Here is a 24,189-nt window from a genome sequence, read left to right as displayed (position 1 = left end):
CATTGCAAATCCAATCAATTAGAGCCTTTCATAACGCCGTTGCCATAGGGGAGCGCCGCGATCAGAAGTCTTCCCATTCACTGGCGGCGATCGCGGCGTTGCCGTGAAAGGCCGCAGCCGCTTTCGTTGTCCGGGCCGCGGCCGCGACGGGCGTTGAACCAGCGCTTGCGGCGGCGGCATGCATTTTGCCCGATACCGTGCCCTTTCCTATGTTGAACTGACCGAGCAATCTAAACAGTGCTTCGGCCTCCCTCGCGAGGCTGTGAGCAGCGGCTGTTGATTCTTCGACCATGGCTGCATTCTGCTGCGTGCCCTGATCCATGGTGTTGATCGCCTCGTTAATTTCCTTGATCCCCGTCGCCTGCTCTCGAGCGGCCTCCACGATCGCCTCGACATTCCCGTTGACCTGCTGGACCTGCGACACGATGGTGTCGAGCGCACTGCCAGTCTGGCCAACCAGAGTCACGCCATCCTTTACGTGAGCGTTTGAATCGGTGATCAGATCCTTGATCTCCTTCGCAGCCTTGGCCGAGCGCTGCGCGAGTTCCCGCACTTCCTGCGCGACGACGGCAAAGCCCTTTCCGGCCTCGCCTGCGCGTGCTGCCTCGACTCCCGCGTTCAGTGCCAGAAGGTTGGTCTGGAAGGCGATCTCGTCGATGACGCCGATAATCTTGGATATCTCCAAGGACGAATTCTCGATTTTGCCCATAGCCTCGATGGCGCTGCGCACAACCGCACCGGAGTGCTCGGCATTCTCGCGCGTCTTGCGGACAAGTTGCCCTGCCTCTTCCGCACGGTGGCTGGAGTCGGCCAGCGTTGTGGTGATCTCTTCAAGGGCGGCGGCTGTTTCTTCCACCGAGGCGGCTTGCTGCTCGGTTCGTTTCGACAGATCGTCAGACGCCGACCGTATCTGTTGCGCACCGGCGGCGATGGCGCCGGCATTCTCGGCCACCGCCTGCATGGCTTCACGCAGCTTTTCGCTTGCGCCGTTGAAGTCGGTGCGAAGCTTTTCCAGCGTGGGAATGAACGGAGGGTTCAGCTTCTGCGTCAGATCACCATCCGATAGTTTATTCAGCGCATCTGCCAGGCGATCTACGTTGTTCACCCGAGCGGTGACGTCGGTCGCGAACTTGACGACCTTGAAGACCTTGCCGCTCATATCGAAGATCGGATTGTAGGAAGCTTGGATGTAGACCCGTTTCCCGCCCTTGCCGATGCGCAGGAATTCGTCAGTCACGAACTCGCCGCCAGAGAGACGCTGCCAGAAGCGTCGGTAATCGTCGCTCGCCGTATAGGCAGTCTCACAAAACATCGAATGGTGGCGGCCTTGGATTTCCGACAGCTGATAGCCAAGGGTCGAGAGGAAGTTCTGGTTCGCCGTCAGGATGTCACCGTTTGGCGTGAATTCGATGACCGCCTGGGCGCGGGAAAGTGCATCGAGTTTCCCGGCATCCTCAGCGCTCTTCAGCTTTTGCTCTGTGATGTCGGTTGCGAACTTGACAACCTTGAAGGGCTTTCCTCGCCTGAATACCGGATTGTAAGACGCTTCAATCCATATCTCCCTGCCGCCTTTGCCGATGCGCTTGTACTGGCGTCGGTCGAACTCACCCCGACCGAGCAGTGCCCAGAACTCATGATACTCGCGCGAGGACGCTTCGGCTGGGTCGACGAACATGCGGTGGTGCTGGCCCACGATCTCCGATGTGTCGTAGCCGAGAGCGCGACAAAAATTGGCGTTGGCCGTCAGGATCCTGCCAGAAAGATCGAATTCGATAATCGCCTGTGATCTGCTCATCGCGGACAGGATCGCCCTGGCGTCGAGACCAAGGCCGAATACAATTCCCTTCATCTGTTCCCCCCTGACGCATGAGGCCGAGAGTGCCTGCCACTCGCCATCCGCGCTCACTTGAATGATTAAAGTAAGAATGTTCTAAATTGCTTAAGTATGCATTAACCGCGTCGGTCTCTGGCTTGGTCCCGCCGCACATGATTGCGCCCAGGGCTTTGCACCGGACTGAGCGCTTCAGCCACCAAACACCGAACTGTGAGCAAGCCTCAGAAACCACGCCGGAAACAGGCCGATGCCGATAGTGCCGGCGGCGGTGAAGGCGAGTGTGGCGCGGACCGAGGGCGTCAGCGCCGGCTCGAACACCCGCTGCGGCTCGCGCATATAGATCACCATGACGACGCGGATGTAGAAATAGGCGGCGACGGCGCTCAAGAGCACGGCGATCACCGCCAACGCGACGAAGCCCCGCTCGACCAGCGCGCTGAGCACATAGAACTTGGCGAAGAATCCGGCTGTCGGCGGAATGCCGGCCAGCGAGAACAGATAGAGCAGCATGAGAAGCGCGAGCACCGGATGCGGCTTGGCGAAACCGGCGTAGTCATCGATAACCTCGCCCGAGGAATTGCCGTTCCGCATCATGATGACGGCGCCGAAAATGCCGAGATTCATGAAAGCGTAGATCAGCAGGTAGAACATCACGCTGGCGATCCCGTCCTCGCCGCCGGCCACCACGCCCAGAATGGCAAACCCCGCGTGCGCAATGCTGGAATAGGCGAGGAGCCGCTTGAAATTGTCCTGCACCAGCGCGACGAAACTGCCGAGCGCCATCGTCACCACCGCAATGACCGCGACGACGATCCAGGCGTCCGAGGCGGCGACCAGCGGGTTCAGGAACACCCTGAGGATCACCGCGAACCCCGCCGCCTTGGGCCCCACCGACATGAAGGCGGTGACCGTCGTCGGCGCGCCTTCATAGACGTCCGGCACCCACATATGGAACGGCACCGCGCCGATCTTGAAGACGAGCCCCGCGACGATGAAGACCACCGCCAGCAGCAGCCCCGGATCGAGCCGATCGCCGGTCACCGCCTGAGCCATCGCGTTGAGTTGCGTCGTGCCGGTGAGGCCATAGACCAGCGAAACGCCGTAAAGGAAGATCCCGGTCGAGACGGCGCCGAGGATCACATATTTCAGCGCCGCTTCATTCGATCGCCGCTCCTTGCGCAGGAAGCCGGTCAGCACATAGGTGCAGAGCACCATCAGTTCGAGGCCCACATAGATCGACAGGAGATCGGTCGCCGAGGCCATGATCATCATGCCCGAAAGCGTAAAGAGCAGCAGCACATAGTATTCGCTGCTCCCGATCCCTTCGATGTCGGCATACTTCCGCGAAAGGAGGAATGTCAGGATGGTGGCGAGGTAAAACACGAACTTGAAGAAGACCGCGAAACGGTCGGCGACGAACATGCCCGTATAGGCCGGCCGCACCTCACCTGCGAGCAGGAGCGTCGCCAAGGCGGCACTCAGGACGACCGCGATGGAAGCCCAGACAAGAAGATGTTCCTGTCCCTTGCGCACGAACTCTCCGAGGATCAGCAGGATGCAGGCTCCGGTGATCACCAGGATCTCGGGCAGGCTCGCGAGGACCGACTGGAGGAGTGCGGCGGCGGTCATTGGCTGCCCTCCTTGCCATGTACCTGCACCAGCAGATGCTTCACCGAGGCGTCGATGATCTCGAGAAAGGGTTTCGGATAGAGCCCCACCCAAAGCACGAAGAGGGCAAGCGGCAGGATCGCAACCATCTCGCGGGCATTCACGTCGCGTATCTTGTACCGGGCGCCGACCGTGGCCGGACCAAGCGCGACTCTCCTGTACATGCCGAGCAGATAGGCTGCGCTCAGCAATGCGCCCAATACGGCGGCAGCGCCAAGGGCGAGGTTCGCCGCAAACCCGCCCGAGAGCACCAGCAACTCGCCCACGAAGGAATTCGTCCCCGGCAGCGCCATCGACGACAAGGTGAACAGCGCGAGAAACGATGTATAAACCGGCGCCACCTTCATCAGCCCGCCATAGTCCGCAATGCTGCGGCTATGCGTCCGCTCGTAGATGAGGCCGACGAAGAGGAACAGTGCGCCCGTCGTGACGCCATGGTTGAACATTTGCAGGATGCTGCCCTGAAGCCCGCGCAGGTTCAGCGCGAAGATCCCCAGCGTCACGAAACCCATGTGGCTGATGCTGGAATAGGCGACCAGCTTCTTCAGGTCGTCCTGCGCCAGCGCGAGCAAGCCTCCATAGACGATCGCCAGCGCCGAAAGCATGAGCATCAGCGTCGAAAAATAGACCGACGCCTCCGGCAGCATCGGCAGCGAAAACCGCAGGAATCCGTAGGCGCCCATCTTCAAAAGGACGCCGGCGAGGATGATGCTGCCCGCCGTCGGCGCCTGCACGTGGGCGTCCGGCAGCCAGGTATGGACCGGGACCATCGGCACCTTGACGGCGAAGGCGATCAGGAAGGCGAAGAACAGCCAGGACTGTACCGGGAAAGGCAGATCCTGCGCTGTCAGGGCAAGAATGTCGAAGGTCTCGCCACCCTGGAAATAGAGCACGATGACGCCGATCAGGAACAGGAGGCTGCCCGCCAGCGTGTAGAGGAAGAACTTGAACGCCGCATAGACCCGCCCGTCGCCGCCCCAGACGCCGATGATCAGGTACATCGGGATCAGCATCGCCTCCCAGAAGACGTAGAACAGGAAGAGGTCGAGCGCGCAGAAGACTCCCAGCATCAGTGCCTGCATGACCAGGAGACTGATCATGAACTCCTTAACTTTGCTCTCGATCGCGGTCCATGAGGCGAGCACCGATGTCGAGCCCAACAGCGCCGTCAGGAACACGAAGAGTGCGCTTATCCCGTCGACGCCGAGCGCATAGGTGATGCCGAGCGCCGGCACCCATGGACGCCTCTCGGTGAATTGCATTTCGTGAGTGGTGGTGTCGAAGCCGACCAGCATGACGATTGAGAGAGCGAGATCGAGGCCGGTAATGCCGAGCGCCGTCCACCGCACCGCATCTTCGCTGCGGAGAAACATCAGAACCACCGCCCCGGCGGCGGGCAGGAGAACGATGAGGCTCAGCAGCGGGACCGACATCCTTGTTCCTCACCGCCACACCACGGCGAAAACGACGATTGCCGCGGTCAGACCGGCGATCATCGCTAGCGCGTAATGAGTGACCACACCGGTCTGCAACCGCCGCAGCACCCCGCCGCCGTCGAGGATCGAACGGGCAATCCCGTTCACGATACCATCGACACCCCCGAGATCGAGCCTTAGCCCCGCCCGTGCCGACCCGTGCAGGAAGGGCAGCACAGCAGTATCGGAGACGCCGCTCACCGCCTTCTCGTAGCGCGCAAGCGGTCTTTCGGCGAGCCACATGAAGTACCGCGCACCTTTGCGATAGAACCAGTCGGTGTCGATGCTGATCGTGTTTTCGGGATCGAGCGCTCTCAAGAAAATGACAAAGCCCAATGCGGTGAACATCAGGATTCCGAGGCTTTCGGTGATGTGGGCACCCGTATAGGGCTCGAACGCGACCGGATAAGGCAGAAGCGCATAGAGCGGCCCGGGGAACACCCCGATCGCGATGCAGAGCGCCGCCGCCATGCCCATCGCTACCAGCATGTTGCCGGGCGGCTCGCGCGCCGCGAGCCCCCGGTCGGTGCCATAGAACATGTAATAGGGCAGCTTGAGCCCAGTGTGTAGGAAGGTCCCCGACGAGGCCATGGTCAGCGCCAGCATCACCAATGCCCGATGATCCTGGCCGGCGGCCGCGACCACCATCGACTTGCTGACAAAGCCCGAGAAGAACGGAAATGCGGATATCGCGAAGGCGCCGATCATATAGAGCGCCACGGTGATCGGCATGGACTTGTAGAGTCCGCCGAGCTCGGTGAGCTTGCGCCGGCCGGTGACATAGATCACCGCCCCGGCGCCCATGAACAGAAGCGCCTTGTAAAGGATATGAGCGAAGGCATGACTGGTCGATCCGTTCACCGCCAGCTCGGTGCCGATGCCGACGCCCGCCACCATGTAGCCGACCTGGCTGACGATGTGATAGGCAAGCAGCCGCCGACAGTCGTTTTCCAACACCGCGTAGAGGACGCCGTAGAGCGCCATCACGGTGCCGAGCCACACCAGAAGCTCGACACCCGGAAACGCCCGCGCCAGCACATAGACGGCGGTCTTGGTGGTGAAAGCGCTCATGAACACCGCACCGGTGACGGTCGCCTCCGGATAGGCATCGGTCAACCATGCATTGAGCGGCGGCACCGCCGCGTTGAGCAGGAACCCGGCGAGGATCAGATAGGTGCCCGCACCCATTCCCCCCTCGATGGGGCCGAAAAGCAGCGAGCCGGTAGCGGTTCCATGGAGAAGGATACCGCCGAGCAGGGCTAGGCCGCCGGTGATGTGGACCATCAGATAGCGGAAGGCCGCGCGGATCGCCTGCCCTCCGCCTTGGGCAAAGACCAGATAGGCAGAGGCGAACGCCATGCCTTCCCAGAACAGGTAGAGCGTCAGGTAGTCGCCGGCGAACACCACACCGAGCGCGCTGCCGACATAGACGAAGGCCGCCACGTGTTGGCCGGCTTCCCTCAGGTGCAGCGCATAGACCGTGCCGATCAGCGCCATCATGGTGAAGACGGTGGCGAAGACGATGCTCAGCTTGTCGACCTTCGCAATCTGGAGGTTCTGGCCGATGAACTCCATCGAGCCGTAGCTGCCCGGCTGCATCGTGAGTACCGCGAGGATCGCCAGCGACGGGACGACCACCAGATAAGCCTTGCGGATCGTGCCTGAAAGAAAGGGGATCGGCAGCGCGCCGAGAATGAAGATCAGGGCCGGATGGACGAAGTCAGTCATAATAGTCCTCGCGCCGCATCAACCCGCCCTGATGGCCGAGGAACTTGGAAACGAAGATGAGCAGCACGCAGGAACCGAAGCCGTAGACGGCCGACCAGCCCGGCAGGCGCTCCCACAGATATTCGACGTGCTCGCGCGGGACCGCGAAGTCGGCGGCGACGATCAGAATGAGCACCAGGTAGAACAGCCGGTGGCGCTGCCTCGCATATTCCTCGTCACCAAAGAAGTCGACGACATGCTTGATCATCTGACCACTCCATCCGCGAGCGTGAGAAAATAGCCGGGGAAGATGCCCATCAGCACCGACAGGATGGCGGTCGCCACCAGCGGGATCGTGACCATCGGGATTTCGTGGACCGCCGCCCGGCTCTCCTCAGGCTCCGCCTCGAAAAAGGCGGCATAGCTGACCGGCAGGAAATAGGCGGCGTTCAGGATGGAACTCGTAAGCAGCACGGCGAGGAACGCCACCTGCCCCGCCTCCACCGAGCCCTGCGCCAGATACCACTTGCTAACGAAGCCCGCGGTCGGCGGGATCCCGATCATGCTGAGCGAAGCGACGAAAAATGCGCCCATCGTCCAGGGCAGTCTGCGGCCAATGCCTGCCATGTCGCTGATGTTGCGCTTTCCCGACGCGCAATAGATCGAGCCGGCGCAAAAAAAGAGCGTGATCTTCGAGAATGCATGCGCCGCAATGTGGATGATCCCGCCGATCATCGCGACCGGCGACAACAGAACCGCACCGAGCACGATGTAGGAGAGCTGGCTGACGGTCGAATAGGCGAGCCTTGCCTTGAGGTCGTCCCGCGTGAGCGCGTAGATCGACGCCATAAGGATCGTGAAGGAGACCAGATAGGCCGTGGCTATGCCGAGACCAAGCTTCCCGACCAGTCCGACGCCGAAGACATCGAACACGACTCTCAGAACGCAGAACACCCCCATCTTGACGACGGCCACTGCATGTAAGAGCGCGCTTACCGGTGTCGGCGCCACCATCGCGGCAGGGAGCCACGCGTGCATCGGCATCACCGCGGCCTTGGCGAAGCCGAAGAGATAGCAGAAGTAGACGACCGTCAGCAGCGCCGCCGAGGCATCGACGTCTGCAAGCAGCCCCCCGGCCACGAAATCGAGCGACCCGGCGATCTGGTAGGTCAGTGCGAGCGCAGCGAGAAGCGCGCTCTTCGAGGCGCCCATCAAATAGACGAGATATTTGCGGCTGCCGCTCCAACCCTCCTCGTCCTCGTGGTGGTAGACGAGCGGATAGGTAACGAGGCTGAGCACCTCGTAGAATATGACCAGCGTGAACAGATTGGCGGCGAAGGCGCCCCCGACGGCGGCCGCGAGGCTCGTGGCGAAGCAGGCGAAGAACCGTGTCTGCGCGTGCTCGTGCAAGTGCCGCATGTAGCCGATGGAATAGACCGCGGCCACGATCCATAGAAGCGACGAGACGGTGGCGAACACCATGCCGAGCGCATCGGCCCTGAAGGCGAAATCGACGCCCGGCAGGATCTCGAACAGGCGCAAATCGACGGTCCCGCCCGAAAGCACAGTGGGCGCCATCGAGGCGACAATCGCGAACATGACGATCGCCGCCACCGGCGAGACGAGATCGCGGAGCTTCTCGCGGTTGTGTAGGAGGAGAATTGTCAGTGCCGCCAGACCCGCGACGGCGATGGCAAGCAGCGGCCGGATTGATGTCACCGGGTCCAAGCCGCTATCCTTTCATCATGGTCACGTCGTCGACCTTGAGGGTGGATTTGTTCCTCACGAGGGCGACTAGGATGCCGAGGGCGACGGCAACCTCCGCCGCAGTGATTGCAATGACGAAGATCGCGATAATCTGCCCGCGGAAATCGTCATAGTGACGCCCGAAGGCGATGAAGTTGATGTTGACCGAGTTGAGCAGCAGCTCCAGCGACATCAGCACGACCAAAATATTGCGCCTAAGCAGCACGCCTGCCGCTCCGATCACGAAGAGGACCACGCCGAGCAGGATGTACGACCAGAGCGGGACCATCACCCGGACTCCTTCCGTGCCAGCACGATGGCGCCGACGAGGGCTGCCAGCAGGATGACGGATGCGACTTCAAATGGCAGGAGATAGTCGGCGAAAAGCGTCGTGCTGAGCGCCCTGATCTGATCGCCGCCGCTGACGGCAACGGGTTGCGTCGCCGAGAAGCGGTCGCTCCAGAACACCAGAACGAACATCTCGACCCCGAGCACGACCAGCAGCACCAGAGCCGGCAGGTTGCCACCTGGCAGGAACCGCTGCAAAACCGCTTCGCGCACGTCGATCATCATGATCACGAACAGGAACAGGACCATGATCGCGCCGACATAGACGAAGATCTGGATGACCGCGAGCAACGGCGCGTCGAGCAGGACGAAGATTGCGGATATCTGCAGGAAACACGCCATCAACGCCAATGCGCTGTGAACCGGATTGCGCGCCACGACAACCGTCACGGCGGTGATCACGGACACCGTAGCGAACAGAAGAAAGAACCCCTGATCCATCGACGCCGACCCCTCCCACGCGAACTGTCACTCGGCGCGAGGCGGCCGGATACGAGCTAGTTCCGCACTTCGGGTGCAGTTATAAATTGTGCCCTAGTATCGGATTTTTCACAAGATTATTGTCGGAGGGGGAGCAAAGCCAGGCCGGTGTGAACACGGCGGAAGCAGTCCGCGAAGCGGGTTCTATCGGTTGTGCCCGGTGGACTTACGCAACATGCAGGAAATGTGTACTTGTACATCTGATCTATTGGAGATTGTACACCTGAGCGCCGCCGCCTGATTGGGAAGTCATATGCCTGATCGCCACTACGAAGATCCCTCACTCGCCGAGATTTACGACCTCACCAGTGGTTGGTCGATCGACCGCGACTTTTATCTCGCCCTCGCCGGCGGCTCTCCTAAGCGGATTCTCGATCTCGGCTGCGGGACCGGGCTCCTGTGCGATGCCTACGCCGCACTCGGTCACGACGTCACCGGCGTGGACCCGGCAAAGGCCATGCTCGATGTCGCCAAGCGCAAGCCGCATGGTTCCGAGGTTGAATGGATCGAGGCCAGCGCTCAAGAATTCCGATCGGAGAAGGAGTTCGACCTGATCATCATGACGGGCAACGCCTTTCAGGTCTTTCTGACCGACGCCGACATCCTGGCGACGTTCGCGACCATGCGGGCGCACCTCGCCGAGGATGGATTGATCGCCTTCGAGAGCCGAAACCCGGCCATTGACTGGCCGGCGAGATGGAACCGGGATTTCGAGCTCAGAACAGGTGACACGATCATTCATCAGTCCCGCCGGGTGTTGAAGAAGGAGGGCGATCGTATTGCGTTCGAGACGTATTACCTGTTCCCCGACAAGAAGCTCGTTTCCTACAGTGAGCTCCGCTTCCTGACACGATCGGAGGTCGAGGACCGCCTGCTGCGAAGCGGCCTGGAGGTGGAGGCAGTTTACGGCGATTGGGAGTCGCGGCCATTTGATGGGGCGACATCCGACGACATGATCTTTCTCGTCAGATCGGTCTAGCCGCGATCGACTCCCCGGTCTCCGTCTGGCTGCCGGCGCCAGCGTCAGCCGGCAGCCCTATGGTTCAGAATATCTCCGCGACGGATTGTCCGAGCGCCATCGCCCCGGCATAGCGCGCCTGTGCGGCCGGTTGAAGCGGATGGTAGCGGGCGCCCTGAATGTCGCGAAAGCGCCGCTCGAGCCCGGCGGAGCGATAGAAGGCCGCGCCGCCGGCGAGTTCCATCGCCAGCTCCGTCGCCTCTATCGCGTGGCGAGCGACCAGTGCCCGGCCGATCATCACCTCGTTGACGCTATCGGCCGACGGTTCGTTCCGTTGAGCGGTCATGATCATCCAGCGATGGGCAAGCTGCGCCGCCCGCAGGCTCGTGTCCATGCGGCCGGCAAGATGCAGCAAATGCTCCGCCGCGGGTCGCTTGCGGGCCATCTCAATCGCGATGTCACGGGCGCTTTCCGCAATCCCCAGATAGACCGCGTAAATCAAAGGAAAGGCGATCGTCGCGATGATCTGAAACACCGGATGCCACTCGCCGGCCGTCCTCGAAAACGCAACGCTGCCGTCGGCGACGAACAGCTTGTCGATGACCACGTCGTTCGAGCCTGTGCCGCGCATGCCCAGCGTGCGCCAGGTGTTCTCTATCCTTACCTCCGGCGCGGTCATCGGCACGCCGAAATGGATGACCTTACGTTGGCCGTCCTCATCTTCGTAAATCGCCCCGGTCATCAGGATGTTGCCGGCCTCCGCTCCCGAGGTAAATGCCTTTCGCGCGGTGATGCGGTAGCCGCCATCGACCTTTTCGGCGCGGCCGGAGCCGCCGATCCAGTCCGATCCGCCGCTGGAAAGAAGGAGGATGCGTTCCTGCGCCACCCTTTTGAGGAGCGGTTCGACCGCGGCGACACCCTGATGCCGCCACCGCCAAGCCGGAATGGCGACCTGATGGGTGTGCATGGCGAAGGCGAGCGCCGTCGATCCGCAGGCGTGCGCGAGCGTCCTGAGCATGGCCGCCAGCTCTTCGATATCCGCGCCGCCCCCGCCGAGTTCGCCGGGAACTCCCGCCTCTACGAGGCCGGATTCCTTCAGCAGCGCATAGTTTTCGCGCACGAAGTCGTCCTTCTCGTCTGCCGATGATGCGTTTCCTGCAAGGGTCGGGACCAGCCGGCTGGCGATCTTGACGGAGCGTAAGCTGCCGTGATCGTCCTCCACGACGGGTGCGGCATTTGTCGACGCGTGCATGTTCACTCCTCCATTTGCACCTGACGATCGCCAGTGTGCATGATGTCGGATGCGCCCACTAGTTCAGGAAATGTACCGGCGCCAAGAAGCGTATGATATCGCCGCGCCGTGCAATTGGCGGCCCGGTCGATCTGGAATATAGTGCCGTACGATTAGGGGAAAATGGGAACGCGGACATGCAGGACCGCGGCGGTTATGGGCAGTTTTGCCCCGTATCCATGGCTTCCGAGATACTCTGCTCACGATGGACCACACTGATCGTGAGGGAATTGCTGTGCGGCTCGACGCACTTCAACGAACTTCGCCGCGGGCTTCCAAAGATCTCGCCGGCCCTTCTTTCCAAGCGGCTGAAGGAACTCCAGCAGGCCGGCGTCATTGCCGTCGAACGGTTGAACAACGGCGCTACCCGATATCGCCTTTCGGAAGCGGGCGAAGAGCTCAGGCCGGTGATCATCGGGCTGGGCAACTGGGCGCAGCGCTGGATCGAATCGCGGCTCTCGCTCAAGAATCTCGATCCCTCGCTGCTGATGTGGGACATCCGCCGCAATGTCCAGACCGATCATCTGCCCCGGCGGCGCTCAGCGATTCAGTTTCTGTATCCAGAGTTGCCTGCCGGCCGGCGGGCGTGGTGGTTGGTGGTCGAAGACGGCACCGTGGACGTCTGCAATTTCGATCCGGGTTATGAAATCGATCTCGTCGTCACGACTTCACTGCGCACCATGACGGCGATCTGGATGGGCCTCACGACCGTCAAGGACGAGGTCGCGGCCGGCACCTTGGATGTGGAGGGCGATCGCAAGATAGCGGAACCGATGCAGGATTGGCTCGGCCTCAGCATCTTCGCCAAGGTCCCCCGCCGCGTTCAATGACGACTTGCGCTGGGGCGCCCCACATCCCACGTCTCTCCAAGATTTTCGCTACCGCCTACTCGCTCGAGCATGAACCCGGCGCGCATTTGTATCGAAGTGTATCCGACCGGGCAGCGGTTACGTTCAAATACAGATCCGGATGACTTACGACATACGAAGGCTACATCGGCGGGACATCGCTTGCCGAAGGCCGCTAATTGTTTTTGATAATCGATTTACAATTCAGAGCGAGGAGATCGCGAAATGGAGCACATCGACCACATCTTGATCGTCGATGACGACCGCGAAATCCGAGAGCTCGTTTCGGCTTATCTGAAAAAGAATGGTCTGCGCGTCACCGCTGTGGCCGACGGCCGGCAGATGCGCGCGTTTCTCGAGGCCAACGCCGTCGACCTTATCATCCTCGACATCATGATGCCGGGCGACGACGGTCTTGTGTTGAGCCGCGAGCTGCGCGCGGGCAGGCACAAGGCCACGCCGATCGTCATGCTGACCGCCCGCACGGACGAGATGGACCGCATCATCGGTCTCGAAATGGGTGCCGACGACTATCTCGCCAAGCCGTTTTCGGCACGCGAGCTGCTTGCCCGCATCAAGGCCGTTCTCCGCCGCACGCGGATGCTGCCGCCAAACTTGCAGATCTCGGAGGCCGGTCAGTTGCTGCGTTTCGGCAGATGGAAACTCGACACGACGGCACGGCATCTCATCAATGCCGACGGCACGGTGATTGCGCTCAGCGGCGCAGAATACCGCCTTCTGCGCGTCTTCATCGACCACCCCCAACGCGTGCTCAACCGGGATCAGCTCCTCAACCTGACGCAAGGACGCGATGCCGAGCTCTTCGACCGCTCCATCGATCTCCTCGTCAGTCGGGTCCGTCAGCGCCTCGGCGACGATGCCCGCGAGCCCACCTATATCAAGACTGTCCGCAGCGAAGGCTATGTTTTTTCGATGCCGGTGGAAATCGTGGAGCCGCGCTGATGGCAACGGCCGCACCGATCAAAGGAATTCATTGGCCGCGCACACTCAGGGCGCGGCTATTCATTATTCTTCTTGCCGGCCTGGCGATGGCGCACGCCATGTCGTTTGCAGTGCTGTTTTCCGAGCGCTACCTGGCGGCCAGATCGGTGATGTTCAATACGCTCGAAACCGACGTCGCGACATCGATCGCCATCCTCGACCGGCTCCCCGCGGCCGAACGGGCAGCCTGGCTCCATCGACTTGCTCGCGGCTCTTACCGGTTCGTTCTGGGGCCGGGCCTCCCCGGCAATCCTGAACTTGAGCCGGCCGACGCCGAGGTCGCCTCCAAGATCCAGGCAGCAATAGGCGCAAAATACCCGATCAAGGTTGAATCGATCCCGGGAGCAGCCCGCCATCTTCAGGCGCATCTTCGCTTGAGCGACGGCGAACCACTGACTATTGACGTCACGCCACGGGGTGTCATGCCGGTGGCCGACTGGCTGCCTTACGTGCTCGTTGCGCAGCTGTTCCTGTTGGTATTGTGCAGTTGGTTCGCCATGCGCCAGGCCATCCGTCCTCTTGCCAACTTGGCGAGAGCCGCCGACACGCTTGACCCGAACAGCAACACGCCGCGTCTCAGCGAGACCGGGCCGACGGAAGTGGCCTATGCGGCAACGGCGTTCAATGCGATGCGGGATCGCATCGCACAATACCTCGAAGAGCGCGTACAGATCCTCGCCGCGATTTCACATGATCTGCAAACGCCGATCACACGCATGAAGCTCCGCGCAGAAATGGCCGAAGATTCCATCGATAGGGACAAGCTGGTTCAGGACCTCGGCGAGGTCGAACGTCTCGTCAAGGAAGGGGTCGCCTACGCACGTAGCGCCCACGGCAATCACGAACAAGCCTCACGCATCGACCTCGCCTCGTTCATCGAGAGTCTTGCCTATGACTACCAGGATACCGGCAAGGCCGTTACGATCGAAGAATTGGGAGACGGCGCAATTGTGACCCGGCCGCACGCGTTGAGGCGGATTCTCACCAATCTGATCGACAATGCGCTGAAATTTGCCGGCAGTGCGGAAATCGAAGTTCAGCGCCAGGAAAGCGCCGTGTTCATAAGAGTGCTCGATCGCGGTCCGGGCATCCCGAACAGCCAGTTGCAGGCGGTCCTGCAACCCTTCTTCCGCCTGGAGCAGTCGCGCAACCGCGACACGGGCGGGACGGGTCTCGGCCTCGCGATCGCCCAACAGCTCGCGACCGCGATCGGCGCCACGCTCACCTTGCGCAACCGCGTTGGCGGCGGCCTTGTGGCGGAAATCGCGCTGCGCCAATAGTGCATGTCGCCCAAAAGTGTGCAGCCGTTTTGGGACAACGACATGCACAAAAACAAGGACCCTAAAGGGCGTCGCATGAATTCGATTGAACGCGACGCGCTTTAGTGCCCCCAAACATAGCAGGGCAGCCCCGGCTGCCCTGCTATGGCATGCATTTATGCGGTGGCCGCTCACGCCGCCTGGGGCTCGCCGGTCTGCTCGCGGATCATGTACTCGGCGTACCAGGTGGGCCAGTCCTCATCGCGATGACCCAACTGCTTTTCGTATTCGCCATGGGCGGCTTCGGCACGACGAAACGCGCTAGCGAGATCAGCCGCCGACGCGAACGTCGTGGCGCTCGCGTCGATCCGCCCGGGCAATCGCGTGGTGACCTCCTGGAAAAGCCATCCGTTGCCATCCGGATCGCTGAACGATGCGTAGGAACGGTAGCTGCGACGCTCGGGATCAGCACCGCCAACCCGGAGCCGACCAAACAAATAGGGCTCGTCGTCGCCGGCCTGTACGTCGCCCGCATGGAACACTTCGCTGATGTCCACGCCGCGGCCACGCAAGTCCTTGCGGGCGGCCTCTATATCGGAAACGATGAGGTACAGCCCCTGCGCGGAGCCCGGTTCCGCGTCGGTCACATTCTTTCCGAAGATAACCGAGGCGCCGGAACCGGGCGGAGTGAACTGGATCACGCGGTAGCCGTCATCTCCGGCAAAATCGGCATCGAGCCGCCAGCCGAGGCTTGCGTAGAATTCCTTGGCGCGGTCGACATCCGACACCGGGACGACGATAACCTCGAGCTTCATGTCGATCGGCCGCGCTTTTTCGCTGTTGATTGCAGTGGTCATGCTTTTCTCCCTGAGTTTGGAGGCGCAATGCGCCGGTGCAAATTGGCGTGCCGTGATCTGAACGCTGCCTTGGGAGCGAAAATCGCCGGCTGTCCGCCCCGACCGAAATTCGTCCGGGCGAGGCATCTTCTTCAGTGTCAGACGACGTTGATCGCGACCTCGATATTGCCGCGCGTCGCCTTGGAATAAGGGCAGGTCTGATGCGCCCTCTCGACGAGCGCCTGTGCCGTGTCGCGGTCGATGCCTGGCATACTCACATTGAGCCGTGCCTGCAGCGAATAGGCGCCGGCGCCGTGGCGAAGATCCACTTCGGCATCCACCGCCAGATCGGTCGGAAGTGTTATCTTCCGCTCGCTGGCCGCCAGTCCGATCGCCCCGATGAAGCAGGCCGACCAGCCGGCTGCGAAGAGCTGCTCCGGGTTTGTCCCGGGCTTCGAACTTCCGGGTGAGGAAAGCTTGATGTCCAGGCGCCCGTCAGAACTGCGGGATGCGCCTTCACGGCCACCGGTGGTGTGCGTCTTGCCGGTGTAGAGTACCTTCTCGATCTCGGTCATGGTGTCCTTCCTTCGACAGAGTTGATGACGCCGAGGCCCAATTGGCTTGTCCGACTGTCGAGGCATACATGCCGCTCCGCACGTGTATGGAATGTTTCGTGACCGGGCGAAAAAGTAAGCGAATGCCGGCAGAACGCGGAACGGACACACTGCGATACGAAAGCGCTGTCAGAAGCGACGCGTGAAAGCGCAGAGCAAAGCGCATGTGGCGCGAAAGGGCGTCGCGCTTTGAACACGAGATGCATGAAAACAAAATCGAAAGCGCGCCGCGCATTTGATGAACGCTGACGCGCTTTAGAAGTCTACTGCGATCCTGGTGCGCCTGAAAGGAGGCGACCGTGCTGCGTGGCAAAAGTGATCAGAAACGATCGACGTCAATCACCGCCTGGGCAAAGGCCTGCGGCGCTTCCTGGGGCAGGTTGTGGCCGATGCCGCCCGTGATCAGCCGATGCTCGTATTTGCCCGAGAACTTTTTGGCATAGGCTGCTGGCTCCGGATGCGGGGCTCCATTGGCGTCGCCCTCCAGCGTGATCGTCGGCACGGCGATGAGCGGGAACATGGCGAGCCGCTCTTCCAGCTCGTCGTATTTTCGCTCGCCGTCAGCGAGGCTGATCCGCCAGCGGTAGTTGTGGATCGTGACATCGACGTGATCCGGGTTCTCGAAGGCTGCGGCGCTGCGATCGAACGTGGCGTCGTCGAAATTCCATTTCGGCGATGCGAGCTGCCAGATGAGTCTCGCGAATTCATTGCGGTTCTGTTCGTAACCCGCGCGCCCGCGTTCCGTGGCGAAATAGAACTGGTACCACCAGGCAAGTTCGGCCTTCGGCGGCAAGGGCTTCTTGTTGGCGTCACGGCTGCCGATCAGATAGCCGCTCACGGAGGCCATGGCCTTGCAGCGCTCCGGCCAGAGCGCTGCAATGATGTTGGCGGTCCGCGCGCCCCAGTCGCATCCGGCGATGACCGCCTTCTCGATCCCGAGCGCGTCCATCAAGGCGATGATGTCGGCGGCAATCGCCGACTGCTGGCCATTGCGCGGCGCGTCGGGCGAAAGGAAGCGCGTCGTGCCATAGCCGCGCAGATAGGGAACGATAACGCGATAGCCCGCCGCCGCGAGCAGCGGCGCCACATCGACGTAGGTGTGGATGTCGTAAGGCCAGCCGTGCAGCAGGACGACCACAGGCGCATCGCCCGCACCCAGCTCGGCGTAACCGACGTTCAGGACACCCGCGTCGACCTGCCTGATGGAGGCGAAAGATGTGTTCGTCCCCGGCGTGATCGCCGGAATGCGGACCTCGTTGGCCGATTGGGCGCGGGCTGCGCCCATCGTACCGAGTTGCGCGACAGCGACCGTCAACGCCGCCATTCCCATGAACCGCCGCCGCGGCAGATTGATTTTCCCAGTCATCGATCGTCTCCGGACTATGTGAAACACAATCCTGGAATGCGATGTTCATGTATCACCACTGTGAAACCACTCGCCGGGAATTGCAACCGCGTGTAGAAACGCCGGCGCTGGATACAATTAGTTACAATTCCCCAGCGCTAGCCTTCAACCTTCATGGCGCGGACGCGCTCTCACGCGCATTTCGCCGGATCGTTTGCGGGGGCTGTCCGAGTGTGCGAAGAAAGGCCCGGCGCATGCGATCGGGATCGGCAAAACCGGTTTCCTCCGCGATCACGTCCATGGAATGGCGCCCCTGCTCCATCATCAGCCGCGCCGCCTCCACGCGGAGGTTCTCCACTGCCTTGGCGGGCGACTGTCCCGTTTCAGCCCGAAACGCCCGGCTGAACTGGCGCGCGCTCAAGCCCGCCGCATCCGCCAGCTCTTCCACCGACAACACGCCGCGAAGGTTTGCCTTGGCATAGTCGATCGATCTCTGTATCCGGTCCGACTTCGGCTCGAGCTCGAGCAACGCGGAAAACTGCGATTGGCCGCCGGCACGCCGGTGATAGACGACGAGCTTGCGGGCGACCGCGCGAGCAACGTTCTGGCCGTGGTCCTTCTCGATCATCGCGAGCGCAAGGTCGATGCTCGCCGTCATCCCAGCCGACGTCCACACGCTGCCGTCGACAATGAAGATGCGGTCTTCCTCCACCTTCACGGCCGGGAATCGCTCCTGCAATTGACGCGCAAAGGCCCAATGCGTCGTCGCCCGGCGCCCGTCGAGCAGGCCCGATTGCGCGAGGACGAAGGCACCGGTACATGCCGCTGCCACCCGCCGCGAGGTTCCAAGCGCGTGGCGCGCGAATTCGATCAATCCCGCCGTCATCGGCTCGATCGTCGCGCCGGCCCCGAACATCACGGTGTCGTAGCAGGTGTCGTCAAACGCTTTCGTGATCACGCCGAAACCGGCGGACGACTTGACCTCGCCGCCAAACTCCGAAAGGAGCTCTACCTCGTAAGCCGGCTCTCCGAGCGCCAAATTGGCCATCTCGAAGGCGGTAACTGCGGCGAAGCCCATCAGTTGGAATTTTGGAAATACGACAAAGCCGATCATATGCATGGGGAAAATCCCTGTCCGGAATTGCTGGGTATAGGATATTTGCGCCATGACATAAATCCCGATGATGCTCAGGCGGGACGCGCCCGAGGGCGCGTGCCGCCTGACTGCTCTTCGAGAGCAGCATTACTGTGCGACCCGATATCTCGCGGCGGGTGCGCTCAGGGAGAGGTGCGGGATGAGCTTCTGTCGCGCCGCTTCGTAAGCCTGCCAATCGGCTGCGTCCGGGAGCGAGGGAATGGTGATCTGTTCACCGAAATCGAAGCCGGCGAGTGCGGCGTCCACCATGTCCTCGGCGGGCATGACGATCTCACTCGGCACATGCTCCAGGGGCGTACCGGCAGTGCCCCAGAAGTCGGTCGCCGTCGCACCCGGGAGAACGGCTTGGATGCGGATGTTCCTGTCGGCGAGCTCCTTCTGCAGCGACAGGGTGAAGGCGAGCACGAAGGCCTTGCTGCCGCCGTAGACCCCGTTCAGCACTTCCGGCGCGATACCGACGATCGAAGCGATGTTGATGATCGCGCCGCTCCCGCGCGAAACGAAGCCGGGGACCGCTGCGTAGGTAAGCCGCGTCAGCGCGTTGACGTTCAGCGTGATCATCTCTTCCATCTTGTCGACGTCGGATGCGAGCAGCGGAGCGGTCGCGCCGACACCGGCATTGTTGACCAGCATGGTGATGCTGGCGTCAGTCTGAAGCACCTTCTCGATGCGGCGGAGATCGGCTTTGTCGCCGAGATCCGCCGCAACGACTTCGATGGCGCGGCCGGTATCGTCGGTAAGGCGCTTGGCCAGTTCATTGAGGCGGGCCTGGTTGCGGGCGACGAGGATCAGATCATATCCCCTGCGCGCCAGGCGATCGGCATAGATCGCACCAATGCCGGAGGAAGCGCCGGTAATCAGCGCGGTACCTTTCGAGTGTTGGGTCATGAGAGGCTCCATTCCGTTGGATTTGGAGCCTCCATACTAGAGTGAAACCGCTATGTCTCAAATGTCGCATATCCGTCATTTTAGGACATTCCGGTCATTCAGGGCAGCGGGGCTGGTGTGTCCAACGCCGGCGCAACCTGAGCGGAGTACGCATCAGCCGGAGCCATCGGCTCGGCGAAGAGTGCCGCAATTGCGGGTGGCTCCCGTGGATCCCTGTCACAGGCGCAGGGCGCAGCGGCGAGCGCGACCATTGCAACGAACGTCATGAAGATGCGCATCGAACTCTCCTTTTTTCTGCCGGCAATCCGGCTGCGATCCCGGACCGTGTCAGACGGCGTATTGTTCGCGCGCCCGCTCATCCGAATGTGAAAACAAAGGCTTCGACGCCTGGATCAAGGAAGCGTATCTCGAACGTCCGCTCCCGCACCTCTCCTGACTGGCGCACAAACTGATAGAGGCGCGTCTCAGTCACCGTTCCGTTGCCGCCGGCGTCGATGTCCGAACCGTGATCCGGACCCGGAGCGACTCCGTCAACCGTAACTTGGAAGCGCACCTTGCCGCCTTTTGCTCCCGGTCCAAGAACCAGGTGCAGGTCGCGCGCGCTGAACCGGTAGGTGACTGCTCCGCCAGCCTGATTGAGCGTTGCCTGCTCGGCTCCGATTGTCCAGTTGCCGGCGAGACCCCATTGGTTGAGCCGCGGCCTTCCGACGGTATAGTCGCGCGCTTCATCGGCGGCGACACCCTCGGGCGACGCGAAGTTTCCGGCACGCATGTAGCCGACATAATCCTCGCCGGACTGGAGATTGGCGAAATCAGGAGCGGCTTCGGCGCCCTTCGCGTTGGGCTTAACAACACCGCCGTCACCCCTGCGGCTGCCTGCCCCTTCCGCCAGCAGTTCCTGAATGACGCGCTCGGATGTCTCGTAATCACCCTCACCGAAGTGATGGTGCCTGATCCGTCCTTCTACATCGATGAGATAATGGGCCGGCCAGTAACTGTTGCCGAAAGCGCGCCAGATCGCGAAGTCGTTGTCGATCGCGACCGGATAGCCGATTTCAAAATCCTGTACCGCCCGCTTCACGTTGTCGATCCGCTTCTCGAAAGCGAATTCGGGCGCATGGACGCCGATCACGACCAGGCCCTGATCCCGGTACTTTTCCGCCCAGGCGCGAACATAGGGGATCGTTCGGATGCAATTGATACAGGAGTAGGTCCAGAAATCGACGAGCACGACCTTGCCGCGTAGCTGCTCCACCGACAGCGGCGCGGAATTGAGCCACTCCACGGCGCCGTCGAGCGGCGGGAAGGTGCCCTCCACCGGCAGGCTGCTCTTGTACGCTCGCGGCGCATCATTGGCGGCGGGCGTCACGCGGTAAATCGTCGCGGCGCCGGCCGTTCCGGCGGAATTGCGGCTTAGGCGGTCCAGAAGCGACTGCTCGATGGTCGTTGTGCCCGCAAAGGACAGTCTCGCGAGAAACCCTGTGTCGAGGCCGAGCGCAATCGCAGCGACGCCCGCAAGGACGGCGACACCGAGGCCCTGCCGCAGACGCTCGCCAACCCCGAGCGATCGCTTCATCGCCGCGAACGCCCTTCCCCCGGCGAGTACCGCAATCGCCAGCGAGGTTGCCGCGCCCGCGGCGTAGGCCGTGAGCAGGAGCGTCGTTCCGACATTGGCACCGTGGAGCGCGGCGCCGGTCAGGACCAGCCCCAGAATCGGACCCGCGCAGGGTGCCCAAAGAAGCCCGGTCGCAGCGCCGAGAAGCAGAGATGCTCCGACACTCGCCTTCTGCCCGGCCGCCCTTTGCGAGAGCCGGATGCCAAGCGCGACTGCCGGACGGGTGACCATGGCCGCGACCCGAGTCGAAAGCAGAGCAACGCCGAAGACGGCGAGCAGTGCGATCGCCGCATGGCGGCCGAACTCATTCGCCCGCACGGCCCAGTCTCCGCCCAAGGCGGCGAGCGTTGCGACGGCCGCGAATGTCACGACCATGCCGAGAAGCATCGGAAGGACGCTTGTCGTGAATGGCTGGCCGGCCCGAGAAAAGACGAAAGGCAGGACAGGAAGGATGCAGGGGCTGACAATGGTCAGGGCACCCGCGATGTAGGCAATAGTGAAAAGGATCATCGTCGTCCCTCTGCAGTGGACCAACGCGTTTTGCTCCGTTGGTCGCGCTTGATGTGCGCGGCATGGGACCAGAGAGAGGTATCTCCCTTGTGTCCTCTCCCAAAGGGATCTGTATCAAAGTGCAGGAGGCCCGCGGGGCCTCCCGGCGTTGTCGTGGAGTTGCGCGACGAACCGGCGGCGCCGGAGAGAGCTACTGCAGAAGCTTGAGTAGTTCCCTCGCGGCAGAAGTGGACGAGGACGGGTTCTGGCCCGTGATCAGCCGGCCGTCGACGACGCTGAAATCGGCCAGTCATGGCCCGGCCGTCCTGCGCGAAGTAACCTATCGGGGAAAGCCCATCGCCAAGGGAAAGCGTGTCCCGGCTTCACCAATTCCGAGGAGGACGCGGTGCAATTGACCGACGTCGTGCCGTTCCTCGTCGAGGACGAGTTGAAGCGTCTCGGCGGCCGCTATGAAAAGGCTGGCGACTTGGCCGAGGTAATGCCTCCCCCGGCTCGGTGGATCTGTTTACAGGCGCATGCTATTTCGTAATTGCCTTGGGCCGAAATCTCCCGGGTTCCTCTTTATCCCGAGGAGAGGGTAAGTGAACCTTTCCATGCGCCTCGTTCTTCTCGGTCTCGCCTGGACGATGGTCGGTCTCGGAATCGCCGGCATTTTTCTGCCGCTGCTGCCGACGACACCCTTTCTGCTTCTCGCCGCATGGCTGTTTTCCCGCTGCTCGCCGCGCCTCGAACGATGGCTGATCGACCACCCGCTATTCGGACGTCCGCTGCGGGACTGGCGCCAGCATGGTGCGATATCCCGGCGCGCCAAGCGATGGGCGATATCACTCATGGGTCTTGGTTTCGCGCTCTTTTGGCTCCGGCTGGCGCCGTCGGCGTCAATGGCAACCGCGGTGGCGGCGATCATGCTCGCCACCGGCGCCTTCATCGTCTCTCGGCCTGAACCGCCCAAATAGGGCGACCTTGCGAAGGCCGAACGAGCATCAAGACAGCCCCGCCAGGGTGCCGGCGTCAGGCGTTATCGGAGCAGCACAAGCCGGCGGCTTGCGATGGACCCAAGGGTTTGCCTTTTCAAGCTGTCCAGCCAATCGAAACAGGGTCGCCTCGCCAGCAAAACGCCCGACGAAATGCATTCCGATCGGCAGGCCGCCCGCCGACCAGAACAGCGGCACCGACATGGCGGGTTGACCGGTCACGTTGAAGACGGGAGTCCAAGGGATGAAGCCGAACGTCTCCGCGGCGAGGCGTCTGGCGATGCCCAGCTTTTTCAAAAGCCACCCGGCCCTCACGCGTCCGATCACGCGGATGAGCCGCTTTTCGCTTGCGGTCGGCTGAAACGCTCCTATCGGGGGAGGGACACGGGAGAGCACCGGCGTCATCAGCACGTCATAGCTCGCAAAGAATGCCGATACGCCTCTGGCCGCGAGCTTCAGATTGCGCAGCGCGGCCGCGAGTTCGCCTGCCGATGATGCCTGTCCGAGCAGCCCCATGCCGAATGTCGAAGCGTCGAAATCTTCGACGCGGATCGGGACCCCCGCAGTCCTGGCCGCTTCCTCGATATCGACCCGCATTTCCGCAGCCAGCACCGTCAGGAATGACAGCGAGAACGCCTCGGCCTCGATCGGCGGTGCTGCCTCGACCAGTTCGTGCCCAAGTTCCTCTAATAGCCTTGCAGCATCGGAAAAGGCCGAAAGGACCTCGACTTCGACTTTTCCGCCGAGCATAGGGGCCGCCGATACCGCTATTCGCAGTTTCTCCGGCGGCCGTCCGACCGCTTCGAGAAAGGACCCTGAAAAGGACGGCAGATAATGGGGCGCGCCGACATCCGCGCCCTGGGTGAGGTCCAGCAAAGCGGCAGAATCGCGGACGGAGCGGGTAAGAACATGCTCTACGGCGAAGCCCGCCCAGGGCTCTCCGGTAAACGGTCCGGCGGGGGTGCGGCCGCGTGTCGGCTTCATGCCGAAGAGCCCGCAAGCGGAGGCAGGAATGCGGATGGAGCCGCCGCCATCGCCCGCCGAGGCAATCGGCACCATGCGCGCTGCGACCGCCGCGGCCGAACCGCCGCTGGAACCGCCGGGCGTCCGGGCGATATCCCAAGGGTTTCGCGTCGGTCCGAAGCTTTCGGGTTCGGTATAGGGCGTCAGCCCGAACTCGGGAGTGTTGGTCTTCCCCAGGATGATCAGTCCGGCCTTTTTCCACCGCCTGACGAGCTCGGAATCCCCCGCCGCTGGCCGCTTCGCCAAAAGACGATTGCCGCTCGAGGTCGGAACGCCGGCCACCGTAGCGAGCAAGTCTTTCAAGAGAAAGGGAACGCCTGCAAATGGAGCGCGGACATCGGCTTCAAGCGCCGCCTGTCTCGCGTCATCGAACATGGTCAAGATGACCGCATTCAGCGCCGGGTTCCGCTCCACGATTCTCGAAATGGCCGTTTCGACGAGCTCCAGCGGTGACGCCAAACGCGCCCGTACCAGCTCTGCCAGCCCCAGACCGTCAAGATCGTCGTACTCAGTGATCAACGGCAACCCTCCGAGCCCAGGAGACAGTCTTCTCCGGAGCGAGGGGCAATAATGCAATCAACGGGACGATCGCGCTATGGTCTTTCTCCGCGC

General features: G+C 62.1%; 21 protein-coding genes and 2 pseudogenes. 6 read left to right on the top strand and 17 right to left on the bottom strand.

Translation table 11 applies throughout. The features are described from left to right. Positions 1-61 precede the first annotated feature (61 nt). The 8 genes from AYK65_RS23550 to AYK65_RS23515 form a co-directional block, all read right to left on the bottom strand. Positions 62-1,849, bottom strand: a complete 1,788-nt coding sequence (locus AYK65_RS23550) for a methyl-accepting chemotaxis protein (protein WP_081161210.1) — start codon at positions 1,847-1,849, stop codon at positions 62-64. A 174-nt stretch (positions 1,850-2,023) separates the two neighbouring features. Then, a complete protein-coding gene (locus AYK65_RS23545; protein ID WP_081161207.1) occupies positions 2,024-3,463 on the bottom strand; it encodes an NADH-quinone oxidoreductase subunit N in 1,440 nt (479 codons plus the stop codon). Next, on the bottom strand, positions 3,460-4,935 hold the full coding sequence (locus AYK65_RS23540; protein WP_026615693.1) for an NADH-quinone oxidoreductase subunit M: 1,476 nt from the start codon (positions 4,933-4,935) through the stop codon (positions 3,460-3,462). Before AYK65_RS23540 ends, AYK65_RS23545 begins: the two co-directional genes overlap by 4 nt. Positions 4,936-4,944: 9 nt before the next feature. Beyond that, positions 4,945-6,705: a Na(+)/H(+) antiporter subunit D gene (locus tag AYK65_RS23535; RefSeq protein ID WP_081161206.1), complete on the bottom strand. Its 1,761-nt coding sequence runs from the start codon at positions 6,703-6,705 to the stop codon at positions 4,945-4,947. Next, positions 6,698-6,952: a hypothetical protein gene (locus AYK65_RS23530; protein ID WP_026615695.1), complete on the bottom strand. Its 255-nt coding sequence runs from the start codon at positions 6,950-6,952 to the stop codon at positions 6,698-6,700. The genes AYK65_RS23535 and AYK65_RS23530 overlap by 8 nt, the downstream gene beginning before the upstream one ends. Beyond that, the gene (locus tag AYK65_RS23525; protein ID WP_046117402.1) at positions 6,949-8,412 is read right to left on the bottom strand and encodes a monovalent cation/H+ antiporter subunit D family protein; all 1,464 of its coding nucleotides are present in this window, start codon (positions 8,410-8,412) and stop codon (positions 6,949-6,951) included. Before AYK65_RS23525 ends, AYK65_RS23530 begins: the two co-directional genes overlap by 4 nt. A gap of 4 nt (positions 8,413-8,416) precedes the next feature. Then, positions 8,417-8,719, bottom strand: coding sequence for an NADH-quinone oxidoreductase subunit NuoK (nuoK, locus tag AYK65_RS23520; protein ID WP_081161203.1), 303 nt, complete (start codon positions 8,717-8,719; stop codon positions 8,417-8,419). Further along, positions 8,719-9,219: an NADH-quinone oxidoreductase subunit J family protein gene (locus AYK65_RS23515; RefSeq protein WP_026615698.1), complete on the bottom strand. Its 501-nt coding sequence runs from the start codon at positions 9,217-9,219 to the stop codon at positions 8,719-8,721. Before AYK65_RS23515 ends, nuoK begins: the two co-directional genes overlap by 1 nt. A gap of 292 nt (positions 9,220-9,511) precedes the next feature. On the opposite strand from AYK65_RS23515, the gene AYK65_RS23510 reads away from it, so the two are divergent. Continuing rightward, positions 9,512-10,237 (top strand): class I SAM-dependent DNA methyltransferase, encoded by a 726-nt coding sequence (locus AYK65_RS23510; RefSeq protein WP_081161201.1) that lies wholly within the window; start codon positions 9,512-9,514, stop codon positions 10,235-10,237. 64 nt (positions 10,238-10,301) lie between these two features. On the opposite strand, the gene AYK65_RS23505 is transcribed toward AYK65_RS23510, so the two are convergent. After that, on the bottom strand, positions 10,302-11,468 hold the full coding sequence (locus AYK65_RS23505; RefSeq protein ID WP_081161198.1) for an acyl-CoA dehydrogenase family protein: 1,167 nt from the start codon (positions 11,466-11,468) through the stop codon (positions 10,302-10,304). A gap of 176 nt (positions 11,469-11,644) precedes the next feature. Between AYK65_RS23505 and AYK65_RS23500 the strand changes: the two genes are divergently transcribed. From AYK65_RS23500 to AYK65_RS23490, 3 genes are all read left to right on the top strand, one after another. Beyond that, the gene (locus AYK65_RS23500) at positions 11,645-12,337 is read left to right on the top strand and encodes a winged helix-turn-helix transcriptional regulator (protein WP_026615701.1); all 693 of its coding nucleotides are present in this window, start codon (positions 11,645-11,647) and stop codon (positions 12,335-12,337) included. A gap of 243 nt (positions 12,338-12,580) precedes the next feature. Next, entirely contained in the window at positions 12,581-13,318 is a 738-nt protein-coding gene (locus tag AYK65_RS23495; RefSeq protein WP_081161196.1) for a response regulator, read from the top strand. Then, positions 13,318-14,637, top strand: coding sequence for an ATP-binding protein (locus AYK65_RS23490; protein WP_026615703.1), 1,320 nt, complete (start codon positions 13,318-13,320; stop codon positions 14,635-14,637). The genes AYK65_RS23495 and AYK65_RS23490 overlap by 1 nt, the downstream gene beginning before the upstream one ends. 170 nt (positions 14,638-14,807) lie before the next feature. Here AYK65_RS23490 and AYK65_RS23485 read toward each other — a convergent pair whose 3' ends face one another. From AYK65_RS23485 to AYK65_RS33725, 7 genes and pseudogenes are all read right to left on the bottom strand, one after another. Continuing rightward, complete coding sequence (locus AYK65_RS23485; protein WP_081161193.1) at positions 14,808-15,473, bottom strand: VOC family protein; 666 nt, start codon at positions 15,471-15,473, stop codon at positions 14,808-14,810. 137 nt (positions 15,474-15,610) lie between these two features. Further along, positions 15,611-16,027, bottom strand: a complete 417-nt coding sequence (locus AYK65_RS23480; protein WP_081161190.1) for an organic hydroperoxide resistance protein — start codon at positions 16,025-16,027, stop codon at positions 15,611-15,613. Positions 16,028-16,385: 358 nt separating this feature from the next. Next, positions 16,386-17,432 carry an alpha/beta fold hydrolase gene (locus AYK65_RS23475; RefSeq protein ID WP_081161188.1) on the bottom strand — a complete coding sequence of 349 codons (1,047 nt, stop codon included), beginning with the start codon at positions 17,430-17,432 and terminating at the stop codon, positions 16,386-16,388. 151 nt (positions 17,433-17,583) lie between these two features. Continuing rightward, a complete protein-coding gene (locus AYK65_RS23470) occupies positions 17,584-18,531 on the bottom strand; it encodes a GlxA family transcriptional regulator (protein ID WP_081161379.1) in 948 nt (315 codons plus the stop codon). A 123-nt stretch (positions 18,532-18,654) separates the two neighbouring features. Beyond that, positions 18,655-19,455 (bottom strand): SDR family NAD(P)-dependent oxidoreductase, encoded by an 801-nt coding sequence (locus AYK65_RS23465; RefSeq protein WP_081161376.1) that lies wholly within the window; start codon positions 19,453-19,455, stop codon positions 18,655-18,657. 355 nt (positions 19,456-19,810) lie between these two features. Beyond that, positions 19,811-21,580, bottom strand: a complete 1,770-nt coding sequence (locus tag AYK65_RS23455; protein ID WP_081161185.1) for a cytochrome c biogenesis protein DipZ — start codon at positions 21,578-21,580, stop codon at positions 19,811-19,813. 190 nt (positions 21,581-21,770) lie between these two features. Further along, positions 21,771-21,866: pseudogene (locus AYK65_RS33725) on the bottom strand (type 1 glutamine amidotransferase domain-containing protein); the annotation flags it as partial. A gap of 4 nt (positions 21,867-21,870) precedes the next feature. Between AYK65_RS33725 and AYK65_RS23445 the strand changes: the two are divergent. Further along, positions 21,871-22,109, top strand: a pseudogene (locus AYK65_RS23445) (hypothetical protein); the annotation flags it as partial. 52 nt (positions 22,110-22,161) lie between these two features. Beyond that, a complete protein-coding gene (locus tag AYK65_RS23440) occupies positions 22,162-22,536 on the top strand; it encodes a YbaN family protein (protein WP_026615711.1) in 375 nt (124 codons plus the stop codon). A 27-nt stretch (positions 22,537-22,563) separates the two neighbouring features. Here the strand turns inward: AYK65_RS23440 and AYK65_RS23435 are convergent, their stop codons facing one another. After that, a complete protein-coding gene (locus AYK65_RS23435) occupies positions 22,564-24,096 on the bottom strand; it encodes an amidase (protein ID WP_210190423.1) in 1,533 nt (510 codons plus the stop codon). Positions 24,097-24,189: the final 93 nt, after the last annotated feature.

The sequence above is a fragment of the Ensifer aridi genome, from assembly GCF_002078505.1.
GTDB lineage: Bacteria > Pseudomonadota > Alphaproteobacteria > Rhizobiales > Rhizobiaceae > Sinorhizobium > Sinorhizobium aridi.
Note: the sequence above shows the minus strand (reverse complement) of the source record. Positions and strands in the feature narration are given on the sequence as shown.